The sequence below is a fragment of the Chryseobacterium sp. GW823-FHT05E08 genome, assembly GCF_058795655.1.
In genome coordinates this window covers 288841-303014 of sequence record NZ_JBXAHY010000006.1, presented here as the reverse complement: position 1 = coordinate 303014, position 14174 = coordinate 288841, and the positions used below count along the sequence as shown (strand labels likewise).

Genomic DNA, 14174 nt, shown 5'->3' with positions numbered 1-14174 from the left:
TTACCCCACCGTCTTTGTATCCTCCTCCTTCAAGATTTTTTTCTCCTTCATAGAAAGCATCATTCTTTCGCATTTGTATTTTTCCCAGTCGAATTGATTGAGGAAATCCAGCGCAGCCACAAAACCTCTGTTGAAAAGGTCTTCTTTTTCCTCTCTTTTCATGAAGAAATTCAGCCAGCTGCTTTCCCCGCAATTCACGGTTTGAATGCTGAAAGAATGGTAAAAAGTATGTTTCGTAAGGAAAGATTTATCATTAAAACCTTTTAAAGTACTGAGGATATTTCCTGCAAATGAGAAAGGTGTTTTCAGGATTTGTTCGCTGGTTTTCCCTTTTTCGGACAGAATATCGGAGTCGCTGGTGAGCTGTACCCCAAACAAAGGCATCCTCGGATAAAAAACATCACTCGAATGAAAAAGATCGATCGGGAAATTAGAAATACTTCCGCCATCAATAAAAACCCCGGAAGGGTAGATGTCTTCAGGCTTGGTGTTCATCCAGAATTTCCAGGCATATTTCACAGAATCATCATCTTTATCAATTCTCTTTTGGAAAGGTTCAAAAAAGAAAGGAACTGACATCGAAGCGCGTACAAACTCGGCTGGACTGATGCGTTTCATTTCCTCCTCAGACCAGTATAAATTGGCCATCGTGGGAAGTTCAACCTTAATTTTAGCATTAATATCGGTGGTAATAACAATGTATTCTGATTTTAATAAATAGAATGGATTGTTTTTATAATAATCATTGTTAACGGCACTTTCGTAGAATATTCTGTAACGTGTCTGGTCGATATGTTCTAAATTATTAACCTTAATTTCTTCAATACTGTTCAGAGCGATGGCATAATATTCCTGTTCATTTCCATAGCGATAGTTAAGGTTAAGCTGGCGTTCCTTTTGGACGAATTTATCATTAAGTTCGGCAACAGTTTTTATCCCGAATCCGTTCATCACATCGGTCATTTGATCTAGGAAAACCTTTCCGGGATTGAGTCCGCTGTTTTGTTTCCTGAAATCATTATAAAACTTTTTAATACAAAAAAACGCAATGATAATCGGAATAAGCGGAACAAGGAAAAGCAGTTTTGCATTCAGGGTAGTTTCCGAAGAAAGCGCAAACGGAATAATCACCAGAATAATCATGAGCACAGCCGCAATAATGGCATTTATTTTCAGAAAATTCTTGTTATTCAGCATCGCATGAATGGTGGTTTTTACATACGTTTTCCCATCCATAAAATCGGCAAAATTCCAATTGAAAAGGATTTCTCTTATCACCTCACTTTTGGCTTCTTCTTTAGTCCTGCACGCTGCAATCAACATCGTATTGATGGCTCCGGCACTCGTTCCCGCAATTTTTAGAAAACGAATGCCGAAGATTTCCAAACCATACAGATAGCCTACCAATGCGCTTCCCCAAACGCCACCGCCTTCCTGCACAAATTCTACATATTGATTTCCGTGAGCATCCAGAAGATCAGAAAATTCCTTGGACGAAATATTTTCATGCAAAGCTGAGAGCTTGTCTTTCGATTCCTGAGAAAGTACATTTTCATCAAGAATTTTGTTAAGAATTTCGGTTTTCATGGTGGTTTTTAGTTTTTTTTTGCTTGATGCTTAATTTTTTTTGCTTAATGTTGGTATACGCAAAGGCGCAAAGTTTTTTACTTTGTGCGTGTTTTTAAGGCGCAAGAAAATCAAAGATTTTCGTTTTACATGAATTATTTAAAACCTTTTTTGTCATTCCGGAGTAATCTAAATTATTAAGTTTAATTACCATGTATAGATTCCTCCGGAATGACAAAGTCTACGTTCAATTATAACACAATCAATTTTATCGAAGATAAAATCCTTGCGCCTTAAAAACAACATATTCAATCAGCTTTGCGCCTTAGCGTTTACCCAACTTCAAGCAACAGCATAATCATCAGTTCTATACAGTAAAATTAATTAAAATCAATCTTAAAAACATACGTATTTTCACCCTAATCCTTAAGTGATTTTACCACTGTTTTCTTCTTGCATATATAAAGGTGCAGATCACAATTAAAGCCATTAAACCTAAAGTATAAAAATACCCGTGTTTTGTATGCAGTTCCGGCATATTATCGAAATTCATCCCATAAACCCCTGCAATAAAGGTAATTGGTAAAAAATAAACCGAATAAATCGCCAAAACTTTCATTACCTGATTCGCTTTTTGGTCGGAAAGGGCTAAAAACATCCCGATTAAGTTGGTGATTTGTATGTTTAAATGATCAAAATCCGCCACAACATCTTTATGTTTATCCTTTAAATCGACAACCTCAGAATCCTGTAATCCTAAGAGCTTAAATTTATCAATCGCATCTGTAGAAATCGTTAATACTCTGGAATTTAATCCCGATTTTCTTTTCAGCTTGTATAATCTACGAATCTGATTGGTGTGATTTGTATTTTTAAGAAAGATCTCATTCTCAATATTATCCATTGTTTCCATTAAGCTTACAGACTCATCATCGAAACTTTTCATCATCAATAAAGCGATCTTTAAAGCAATATTCTGCGTAGTTGTTTCAGTTGTTGAGCAAGAAAGCTGCTTTTTTGTTTCATTGATGCTTTTGGTTTTCATCCTGTGGACGGTAATAATGGTATTACCCAAAAGAAAAACACCAATTTTGGTGCTGATATCACTGATCGTGTTGAGGTTTTTTCTTTCCAGCTCGGTGCTTTCACGGAACAGGAAAAACTTCACGTTTCCGTCCTCTTCATATTTTGGTAAATGATTAGGGTCTAAGGTATCTTCCAAAAGGAGATTATTGATCTCATATCTTTCATGAAGAAATTTCATGTCTTCCGCTGTGGGAGCTTCTACATCTACCCATTCGCACTGGGAGTCTCTGTAAATCGTATCAATTGGCATAAAGTAAAAATACTAATATTTTGAAAAACTATGTGTTAAATAAGTTTTATCTTTACCAAAATTAAAAAACTATATGATTAAAAGTACAATAAAAGGGATCGGATTTTATGTACCGGATAATGTTGTAACGAATGATGATCTAGCTAAATTAATGACCACAAATGATGAATGGATCACGGAAAGAACGGGTATTAAAGAAAGAAGACACCGTAAAAACAGAAATGATTCTCAGGAAACTACGGCTTATTTAGGTTTTAAAGCTTCTGAAAAAGCACTTGAAAAAGCAGGATTAACAGCAAAAGACATTGACTATATCATTTTTGCAACACTTTCTCCGGATTATTATTTTCCGGGATGTGGAGTTTTGCTTCAGGATATGTTAGGTTGTGATACAATTGGTGCTTTGGATGTTAGAAACCAATGTTCAGGATTTGTGTATGCGATGAGTGTTGCCAATGCTTTTATTAAATCTGGAACGTATAAAAATATCTTGGTTGTAGGTGCTGAAATCCATTCTTTCGGATTAGATTTTTCTGATGAAGGAAGAGGTGTTTCTGTAATTTTCGGAGATGGAGCTGGTGCGGTTGTACTTTCTGCAAGTGAAGATGCCAATGCAGGTGATATTTTAGCGATGAATATGCATTCTGAAGGAAAATATGCAGACGAATTATGTACTCAGTTCCCAGGTTCTAAATACGGATGGAGCGACAGAATGAGAAAAGAGCCTGAAAATGTGACGAATAAAGAAGTATATCCGATTATGAACGGTAATTTCGTATTCAAGCATGCAGTAACAAGATTTCCTGAAACGATGCAGGAAGCTTTAGATAAAGCAGGAAAAACGATTGAAGATCTTGATATGTTTATTCCGCATCAGGCGAATTTAAGAATTGCTCAGTTTGTACAACAGAAATTCGGATTGCCGGATGAAAAAATTCACAATAACATCCAGAAATACGGAAATACTACGGCAGCATCTATTCCAATTGCTTTAAGTGAAGCGATTGAGTTAGGTAAAATCAAAAGAGGAGATTTGGTTCTTCTTTCAGCTTTCGGAAGTGGATTCACTTGGGGAAGTATTTTATTTGAATATTAAAATTTCAATCAAATAATAAATTAAAGTGGGCAGAAATGTCCACTTTTTTTATGTTGAAAATCGATGTTAATTTAATTTTTTGAACATATAAATAAATAATAACAAAGAAGTTTTTAATAATATAAAGATCTGATTAATTAAAATACGAATATTTGTATGATAATATTTTCATTAATTAAATGTGTTTTAAAAATTTTATATGGTAGTGTTTTTCTTTATGTTGTTATTTTTTCGAATTGAATTTCATTCTATTTATTTTAATAAGTTTAGACTAGAATGATCTTGCATCTCTCCATTAAGAGATATAATTTAGTGAATATTTTTTAATAAAATTTAGATTGGCACGAATAAAATTATCAAAATAACTCTAATACTAGTTTTATTCACTTTATTATGATATGTTTTTTATATACTATTTGTATACTACTATCTATCATTTTTTCATTTTTAAATACAGTAACGTTTTGATTATTAGTTATTTTAAAAATGGTATATTGATGGTGTATTGCTTTCTTGGAAGTGGTGTGTTTTTTTTCTTCTCTTTGCCATGTAAGTAAAACACACAACAATTTAGAAATGAAAAAAATAGTATTATCAATTGTATTTGCTGCTTCGGCATATTCACTTAATGTAAACGCGCAAGTTGGTATTAATGTAGCTTCTCCCACATCTACATTAGACATCACAGCAAAAAATGCTACAGGTACATCAAAAAATGTAGATGGACTTTTAGTTCCGAGAGTAGATAGAGAAAGAGCTCAGAATATGGCATCTGTTCCCACATCTACACTGATTTTTGTTAACAGTATTGCTACAGGTACACAAGCCGGTACAGCGGTAAATATAGATGCCACTGGTTATTACTACTATAATGGTACTGCTTGGATAAAACTAAGCACAGGAGCAACTCCATCTGTTAATATTTATAATACAGATGGTAGCCTTACTGGAAATAGAGTGGTTACACAGGGAGCCAATACCTTAGCTTTCAATGGAACAGCAACAAATGCTTTTTCAGTAGACGGAAGCACATTGTCTGTAGATGCGGCTAATGACAGACTTGGAGTTGGAACAGCTACGCCAGAAAATAAATTACATGTAGTAAGTGCTACATCAAGTGCAGGAAGGTATAATTTATTTGATGCGCCTGCTAGTGTTGGAGAAGTACCTTTGGTTGTATTAAGAAATACATCTCCTGTGGCTGCTAATAATACTTCTTATCTTGGTTTTAGTCCTTCTAACGGGAGTGGTGGTGCGAGTTGGGGAATAGGATCTCAGCAAAACAGTGCAACAGCAATCGATAATAATTTTCAGATTGCATACAGTAACGGTGGAAACTTTCAAAAATTCTTTAATATTTTACCTAGTGGTAATACCGGTATTGGAACTATAACTCCACAGAAAAAGCTTCATATTAATGGAGATATGCAATTGACAAATGAATTAAATGTGGGAGGTAATGCGACTACTGCCGGTTCTGCCGGTACAACGGGGCAAATACTTACTTCAGCCGGGCCTGGAGTAGCTCCCAGCTGGCAGACACCTGTGACTCCGGCATCTGTTAATATTTACAACGCAGATGGAACACTTACAGGAAATAGAGTAGTTACTCAGAATGCCAATACTTTGGCTTTTCACGGAACAGCAACAAATGCTTTTTCGGTAGATGGTACGACATTATCAGTAGATGCAGCTAATGATAGAGTTGGAATTGGAACAGCAGCTCCTGAAAATAAATTTCATGTAGCAAGTACAACACCTATTTCCAATAGATATTCATTAGTTGATGCACCTAATGGTACTGCAAGTACAGTAATTATGGCATTAAGAAATACCTCTCCGATGGCTACAGGAAATTTTGCTCTTTTAGGTTTTACAAATAGCGGAACTACTTCTGGGGGGGCTAACTGGGGAATAGGAAGTGTGCGTACAGCAACAGATGAAGATTTCTACTTTGGAAACTCTTTAGGTAGTAATTATCTGGAACGTATGAGAATTACTTCTGCTGGATTAATTGGAGTTGGTACTTCTACTCCACAGAAACAATTGCACGTTAATGGAGGTTTACAGATAACTAATGAACTAAACGTAGGTGGAAATGCTACAACAGCAGGAAGTGCAGGAACAGCTGGGCAGATTCTTAAATCTAATGGTGCTGGTGCTGCACCTTCTTGGCAAAGTGAAAATTCTTTTGTTGCACCTAGTGATGTAGGATCGGTAATTGCTGTTGGAGGACAGCTTGCTGTAGCACAGGAATTTACTGCAAGAATGGTAGCTGACTGGACTATGCCTGTAGGTACTGTTACAAAAATTCCTCAAATAACAGATGAAATTATTGACAATAAAAATAGATTTACAAGTTCTGCAACTACCAATCAGTTTACAGTAGAAACCACTGGATCATATATGGTTACAATGAATTTTTCTGTGCAAAGTACAAGTGGAACTTCTGTAGGGAATTTCCGATATGGAGTTGTAGACTCATCTAATAATTGGGTTGGATATGCACTTGAAACCATTCAGGGATTAAATAATGGAGATGTGCAAAATCTAAATTATATTGGAATACTAAATTTAGTTGCAGGAAATACATACAGTTTTGTTGCGCTTAGAAACACTACAGGATCTTTCGGAACTCTTGCGATAAGAGGAACTGAAACTCTTCCTGGTAGCCCAACAGTTCCAATTACATTATTTACTCTAAAACGTGTTAAATAAATTGTTTCTTTTAAAAGAATAATTTAAAGTATAAGTATTGTATTTTCACTAAATATAATAACCTAAACTATCGATTATTAAAATAAATATAAAATCATTTTTAAATTATTTTATTTAATCTTAAATTATAATGAAGGAAATAGAAATGAGTGGACAGAAATGTCCACTTTTTTTGTTTTTATAATAGTAAAATAATTATTAAATAAATTTTATTTTAAATAGGCTGCTTTTCTTTGAAATAAAATAAATATAAAAAGAATTTTGTGATGTTATAAAAATGCAAAATCTCAATTTCTAATAGAATATGAAAATTATTTGAGTCTTTATTTTCATTAAATAAATGTTTTTAGTTGATTTATATCCTTTATATAAGGTTGTAAATAAAATATTATTTCAAATTATATCTTATTTGGTTTATTTTAATAATTATAAGACAAGTTGAGTTTTCATATCTCTATCAAGAGATATAATTTAATGGATTTTTTTTCATGATTTCAATATCAAGACGAATAAAATCATGAAATTAATGACAATATTAGTTTTATTCACATAATTAGGACATGTTTTTCATATACCATTTATATACTACTTTCTATAATTTATCTGTAATTTAAAATTGTAAAATGTTGATTTTTAACATTTTGAAAAATGGTATATCAATGGTGTACTACTTTTTTGGAGATAAGTTATCTTTTTCATTCTCTTTGTGGCATAAATAAAACACGCAACAATTTAGAAATGAAAAAAATAGTATTATCTATTGTATTTGCTGCTTCAGCATATTCAATTAACGTAAACGCGCAGGTTGGTATTAATGTGGCTTCTCCTTCATCCACATTAGATATTACCGCAAAAAATGCCACAGGTACGTCAAAAGATGTAGATGGACTTTTAGTTCCAAGAGTAGATAGAGAAAGAGCACAAAATATGACAGGAGTTCCTACTTCTACATTAATTTTTGTAAACAGTATTGCTACAGGAACACAAACAGGTACCGCAGTAAATATTGATGCTGTAGGTCATTACTCTTTTAATGGTACTGCTTGGGTAAAGTTGGGAACAGGAACAGGTTCAAGTGTTAATATCTATAATTCTGACGGTTCTCTTACGGGAAATAGAGTTGTAACTCAGGGAGCAAATACTTTAGCATTTAACGGAACTGCAGCTAATGCTTTTTCTGTTGACGGATCTACTTTATCGGTAGATGCTGCTAATGATAAAGTCGGGGTTGGAACTACTTCTCCAGGTGTAAAATTAGATGTTGCACAGGCAATCGGCACATCAGAAGCTACTCAGCTGCGTATACTTAATACATCTCCTGTAGCTGTTAATAATACAGCATATATGGGATTTAACTCTTATAACGGAGGTGGAGCAACTTGGGGAATAGGTTCTATTCAGAATAGTACGAGTGCTACTGACAGTAACTTTCATATATTATACAGTGGTGGTGCTAGTTACAATAAACTATTTACAATAAGACCAAATACAGGGAGTGTGGGGATTGGTACTACAACACCAAACAGTAAATTAGATTTAGGAGCTTCCGTAGGAAGTAGTGTAACGGATGTTGCCGGAAAAAAATTGGCGGTTTATAACGATGCGGCTGGTACAGATTTTTATGGCTTAGGGATAAGTGGCGGGCTTCTTCAGTTCCATGCTGCTTCTACCGCAGCAGAAGCACCGGGAATGGTACTAACTGGTAGTGGAAACTTAGGTGTTGGAACTACAGCTCCTACAAGTACACTAGATGTTTCAGGTACGGCGAGAGTAAGGACTATGAATGTGGCTCCGGGATCAACACTTGTTACACCTGTTTTTTCTGATGCCAACGGTAATTTGGTAAAAGCTGCTTCTAATACTTATATGGGTGTAACTTCTACTTCAGCAGTTGTTGTTGGAAGTGGTGCTACTGCTACATTGATTAATGGTTTGACGGATGGTGGTATATATAGATTTGTAGTAACGGTTGGTGATGGTTGTGCTTATAATACGGTTATGGAATTTTTTGTAAGTACATATGCAGCAAACAATAATTTTGCGATTAGAGGGTTAAATGGGCTTTTAAGTAATGGTACAAGCAAGGTTCCGACAATCAGTGAGCCTACTCGAACTTCTACTGTTGTTACTTGGACAGGGAAAGCTAATTGCCAAGATGGAGCAGATGGTAATGCTTTAAATTATACGGTAACAATGCCTAATTCATCAACTATTAATGTAACCAATAATGGAAATGTTACAATGCAGTACGTAGCTGTTATTACTAGATTAAACTAAAAAATGAATCACTTTATTAATAAAGTATTTCTATAACTTGATCTTTTAGATTAATTAACAAATAAACCGAATATTTTTATTCGGTTTATTTTTTTAGTTATATTTTCTTTATTATATAGAGATCAAGATATAGAAACGACTTAATTTTTTGTTAGTGTAATTAAATTAAAAAAGCTTAAAAAGTTTAATTCAGCGTTTTTTTTGATTTTAAGAGTAGTTTTTAGTAGATAAAAATTTTTTGCTTAAATGTTTAATTAGGTATTTAAATTAATTAATATCCAAAAAAATATTAACAATGAAAAGTATTGTTTTAAGAATTTCACTCATAGTTTAAAATGTTAAATTTTGGTTAAAATATGTTAAAAAAAATAACTTTTATAATGTTTTACATCCTTTAAATTTTCATTATTTAAAAAAGTATTTCAAAATAATCTTTTTTTTCTTTAAAAATGTTAAATGTTTTTAAAATAATTATTTCATAATTTTTTAACGTATATATTGTTTTATATTTAATTGCTTTTCTTTATGCATAAAATATTTTTATTTATATGGTGTTTTTTTTTATTTTTATGTAATGATAAAATATTTATAACCTAATAAAATAAATTGTGATGAAAAAACAAACTCTTCCTCTTTTATTTGCATTATCTGGTATTCTTTCAACTGCACATGCACAGGTAGGAGTTAATACTACTACACCTACATCTACAATGGATATCACTGCCAAAAATGCAACGGGAACTACCTCTAATGTTGATGGACTATTAGTTCCAAGGGTAGATCGGCAAAGAGCGCAAAGTATGGCGTCGGTACCTACCTCCACATTAATTTTTGTAAACAGTATTGCAACGGGAGCGCAATTGGGTACCGCGGTAAATATTGATGCTACAGGGTATTATTTTTTCAGTGGTGGTGTTTGGGTCAAATTAACGACCCCTGCATCAGCTTCTGTTAATATTTACAATGCAGATGGTTCTCTTACGGGAAATAGAACAGTAACTCAGGCGGCTAATACATTAGCATTTAATGGAACTTCGATAAATGCATTTTCTGTGGACGGAACCACTTTATCTGTAGATGCGGCTAATAATAGAGTAGGATTAGGAACCGCAGCTCCGGAAACTAAATTACATGTAGTAAGTGCTACATCAAGTGCAGGAAGGTATAATTTATTTGATGCACCTGCCAGTGTTGGAGAAGTACCTTTGGTTGTATTAAGAAATACATCTCCAGTAGCTGCCAATAACACTTCCTATCTTGGTTTCAGTTCTTCTAATGCCAGTGGAGGAGCGAGTTGGGGAATAGGATCTCAGCAAAACAGTGCAACGGCAATTGATAATAATTTTCAGATTGCTTATAGTAATGGAGGCTCTTTTCAGAAGTTTTTCAATATCTTACCTAGTGGTAATGTAGGTATTGGGACTGTAACACCTCAGAAAAAGCTTCATATTAATGGAGATATGCAATTGACAAATGAATTAAACGTAGGAGGTAATGCAACTACAGCAGGTTCTGCCGGTACAACTGGGCAAATACTTACTTCAGCCGGTCCTGGGGTAGCTCCCAGCTGGCAGACACCTGTGACTCCGGCATCTGTTAATATTTACAATGCAGATGGTACGCTTACAGGAAATAGAGTGGTTACTCAGAATGCTAATACGTTAGCTTTTAACGGAACAGCAACAAATGCATTTTCAGTAGACGGAAATACCCTTTCAGTAGACGCTGCTAATGATAGGTTAGGAGTTGGAACTACTGCTCCGGTTGAGAAATTAGATGTAAGAGGAGGTGCAGTAGCATTTAATGGACAAACGGCTTTAAATAAAACTTCAGCTGGAGGTCTTGATTATGCAACTCTCATAGCGCCACAAACAAGACTTTTATCGTGGGGACCTGACGCTGCTACAAGTGGAGTTATCTCTTTCTGGACAGGACTAGGAGGTGCTGTTGTAACTGAAAAAATGCGTGTTCACTCTAATGGAAATGTAGGTATAGGAACTACAACACCTCAAAAAGCATTACATGTTACAGGAGCTTTACAGGTAACTAATGAATTAAATGTAGGAGGTAATGCGGCTACTGTAGGTTCTGCCGGTACTACTGGACAAATATTGACTTCTGGAGGCGCGGGAGCTGCACCTACTTGGCAAACACCTGCCGCTAATGTCAACATATACAATGCAGATGGTACGCTTACAGGAAACAGAATTGTTACTCAGGGAGCTAATACTTTAGCATTCAACGGAACAGCAACGAATGCTTTTTCTGTAGATGGAACTACATTGTCTGTGGATGCAGCCAATGATAGATTAGGAATAGGAACATCAGCTCCAGAAGCTAGATTACATGTACTAAGTGCTGTGTCAAGTGCCGGGAGGTTTAATTTAATTGATGCACCTGCAGGTACCACAGACGTGCCTTTGGTTGTATTAAGAAATACTTCTCCGTTAGCTGCTAATAATACTTCTTATCTTGGTTTCAGCTCTTCTAATGCCAGTGGTGGTGCTAGTTGGGGAATAGGATCTCAGCAAAACAGTGCAACAGCAATCGATAATAATTTTCAGATTGCATATAGTAACGGTGGAAACTTTCAAAAATTCTTTAATATTTTACCTAGTGGTAATGTAGGTATTGGAACTACAACTCCTCAGAAAAAGCTTCATATTAATGGAGATATGCAATTGACAAATGAATTAAACGTAGGAGGTAATGCAACTACAGCAGGTTCTGCCGGTACAACTGGGCAAATACTTACTTCAGCCGGTCCTGGGGTAGCTCCCAGCTGGCAGACACCTGTGACTCCGGCATCTGTTAATATTTACAATGCAGATGGTACGCTTACAGGAAATAGAGTGGTTACTCAGAATGCTAATACGTTAGCTTTTAACGGAACAGCAACAAATGCATTTTCAGTAGACGGAAATACCCTTTCAGTAGACGCTGCTAATGATAGGTTAGGAGTTGGAACTACTGCTCCGGTTGAGAAATTAGATGTAAGAGGAGGTGCAGTAGCATTTAATGGACAAACGGCTTTAAATAAAACTTCAGCTGGAGGTCTTGATTATGCAACTCTTATAGCACCACAAACAAGGCTTTTATCGTGGGGACCTGACGCTGCTACAAGTGGAGTTATCTCTTTCTGGACAGGACTTGGAGGTGCTGTTGTAACTGAAAAAATGCGTGTTCATTCTAATGGAAATGTAGGTATAGGAACTACAACACCACAAAAAGCATTACATGTTACAGGAGCTTTACAGGTAACTAATGAATTAAATGTAGGAGGTAATGCGGCTACTGCAGGTTCTGCCGGTACTACTGGACAAATATTGACTTCTGGAGGCGCGGGAGCTGCACCTACTTGGCAAACACCTGCCGCTAATGTCAACATATACAATGCAGATGGTACGCTTACAGGAAATAGAATTGTTACTCAGGGAGCTAATACTTTAGCCTTTACCGGAACAGCAACGAATGCTTTTTCTGTAGATGGTACAACCTTGTCTATAGACGCTGCTAATGATAGACTAGGGATAGGAACCGTTGCGCCGGTAGCAAAATTAGACATAGTAGGTACAACTTTAGGAATGAAAAACTCTATCGGCAGTGGTAGCTGGGACAATATTTGGTTTAATGTAACAAACGGTATCTCTTCTGTTAACGCTTCAGGGGCAGAAAATGGTATGCAATTTAATGTTGGAGCTAATAATGTTGGTACTTATGGTGATTCTGGTCAGGTCTTAAACACTGTTGCTACTATGATGCCTAATGGTAATATGGGGGTTGGAACTACAACTCCACAAAAACAATTGCATGTTGCAGGGGCATTACAAGTAACCAATGAATTAAATGTTGGAGGAAATGCCACTACAGCAGGAAGTGCGGGTACGTCAGGGCAGATGCTTGTATCTGGTGGGGCAGGAGCTGCACCAAGCTGGCAAAATGTTCCTGCTAATCTTAATATTTATAATGCAGATGGTTCTCTTACAGGAAACAGAGCGGTTACTCAAGGTACTAATACATTAGCATTTAATGGCACTGCAACGAATGCATTTTCTGTTGATGGAACTACATTCTCTGTAGATGCATCGAATAATAGAGTAGGGATAGGAAGTGTAGCTCCTACAAGTAAACTAACCATAGTAGATGCTACAAATGCCAATCAATTTCAAGGGATAGCTTCGGTTTTAGCTAATAATCTTACTCAGGGAGTGGGAATTGGATGGTCTGGTATTCAGTCTATAGGAACAAATGCTAATGCAGATCTTAATCTTAATGCTAAAAATATTGGTAATATTGTTTTGCAGACACAAAGTACAGGAAATGTGGGTATTGGAATTACCGTTCCGGAAAATAAATTTCATGTTGTAACTACGGCAGCTGTTAATAATAGATTTACATTAATTGACGGGCCTGCAAGCAATAATTCATTTCCGATTATGACTGTAAGAAATATTTCTCCTGCAGCAACGGGAAATTTTGCTCTTATAGGTTTTTCTAATACAGGGCCTACAGCTGGGGGTGCAAACTGGGGAATAGGTAGTGTGCGTTCCGCTTCTACAGAAGATTTTTTTATTGGTAATAGCGCTAGTCCTGGAGCTTCATATACAGAGCGTGTGAGAATGACTACTACAGGATTTATGGGAATTGGAACCAGTGCTCCTACTTCTCTTTTAAGTGTTAATGGTACAGCCGACAAAGTAGGTGGTGGTAGCTGGGGAACTTTTTCCGATAGCAGAATGAAAAAAAATGTGCATCCTTACACAAAAGGACTTCCTGAAATTTTAAAAATTAATACAGTTACCTTTCAATATAACGGAAAAGGTGGTTATAGTGAAGACGGAAAAACATATACAGGTGTAATTGCACAGGAAATTGAGAAAATTTTACCAACAACGGTTACCAAAATAAAATCAGATGATTTTAGTGATCAACGTCAATATGATTCTTCTGAACTTACTTATACTTTGATTAACGCCATTAAAGAGCAGCAAAAACTTATTGAAGAACAAAACAAGAAGATAAAAGAACTTCAAGCTGATGTTTCGGCCTTAAAAGCTAAATAATAACAAATTTTATATCATTTTAAACAAAAAGACAGATCATTATTTGATTTGTCTTTTTGTTTTTTTATGTGTTTTTTTAGATCAAATAATTTAGCATTAAAAAAATAAATCTAATATT

General features: G+C 35.4%; 6 protein-coding genes. 4 read left to right on the top strand and 2 right to left on the bottom strand.

Annotated features, from left to right (window positions below; genetic code table 11):
• Both AC1Q7L_RS19335 and AC1Q7L_RS19330 read right to left on the bottom strand, forming a co-directional pair.
• Nucleotides 1-1587 (bottom strand): patatin-like phospholipase family protein, encoded by a 1587-nt coding sequence (locus AC1Q7L_RS19335; protein ID WP_492307284.1) that lies wholly within the window; start codon nt 1585-1587, stop codon nt 1-3.
• Nucleotides 1588-2002: 415 nt separating this feature from the next.
• Nucleotides 2003-2902 carry a magnesium transporter CorA family protein gene (locus tag AC1Q7L_RS19330; protein WP_410692581.1) on the bottom strand — a complete coding sequence of 300 codons (900 nt, stop codon included), beginning with the start codon at nt 2900-2902 and terminating at the stop codon, nt 2003-2005.
• A 73-nt stretch (nt 2903-2975) separates the two neighbouring features.
• Here AC1Q7L_RS19330 and AC1Q7L_RS19325 point away from each other — a divergent pair, with 73 nt between their 5' ends.
• The 4 genes from AC1Q7L_RS19325 to AC1Q7L_RS19310 all read left to right on the top strand — a co-directional run bounded on the left by AC1Q7L_RS19325 (nt 2976) and on the right by AC1Q7L_RS19310 (nt 14056).
• Nucleotides 2976-3998, top strand: coding sequence for a 3-oxoacyl-ACP synthase III family protein (locus AC1Q7L_RS19325; protein WP_410692582.1), 1023 nt, complete (start codon nt 2976-2978; stop codon nt 3996-3998).
• Between the two features lie 576 nt (nt 3999-4574).
• On the top strand, nt 4575-6716 hold the full coding sequence (locus tag AC1Q7L_RS19320; protein ID WP_492307285.1) for a phage tail-like protein: 2142 nt from the start codon (nt 4575-4577) through the stop codon (nt 6714-6716).
• 738 nt (nt 6717-7454) lie between these two features.
• Entirely contained in the window at nt 7455-8993 is a 1539-nt protein-coding gene (locus AC1Q7L_RS19315) for a phage tail-like protein (protein ID WP_492307286.1), read from the top strand.
• Between the two features lie 611 nt (nt 8994-9604).
• Nucleotides 9605-14056 (top strand): tail fiber domain-containing protein, encoded by a 4452-nt coding sequence (locus AC1Q7L_RS19310; RefSeq protein ID WP_492307287.1) that lies wholly within the window; start codon nt 9605-9607, stop codon nt 14054-14056.
• Nucleotides 14057-14174 lie beyond the last annotated feature (118 nt).

What these genes read in the sequence shown, in the direction of transcription:
- AC1Q7L_RS19315 (WP_492307286.1), top strand. Translation starts at nt 7,455, where the DNA reads ATGAAAAAAATAGTATTATCTATTGTATTTGCTGCTTCAGCATATTCA.
- AC1Q7L_RS19320 (WP_492307285.1), top strand. Translation starts at nt 4,575, where the DNA reads ATGAAAAAAATAGTATTATCAATTGTATTTGCTGCTTCGGCATATTCA.
- AC1Q7L_RS19310 (WP_492307287.1), top strand. Translation starts at nt 9,605, where the DNA reads ATGAAAAAACAAACTCTTCCTCTTTTATTTGCATTATCTGGTATTCTT.
- AC1Q7L_RS19325 (WP_410692582.1), top strand. Translation starts at nt 2,976, where the DNA reads ATGATTAAAAGTACAATAAAAGGGATCGGATTTTATGTACCGGATAAT.
- AC1Q7L_RS19330 (WP_410692581.1), bottom strand. Translation starts at nt 2,902, where the DNA reads ATGCCAATTGATACGATTTACAGAGACTCCCAGTGCGAATGGGTAGAT.
- AC1Q7L_RS19335 (WP_492307284.1), bottom strand. Translation starts at nt 1,587, where the DNA reads ATGAAAACCGAAATTCTTAACAAAATTCTTGATGAAAATGTACTTTCT.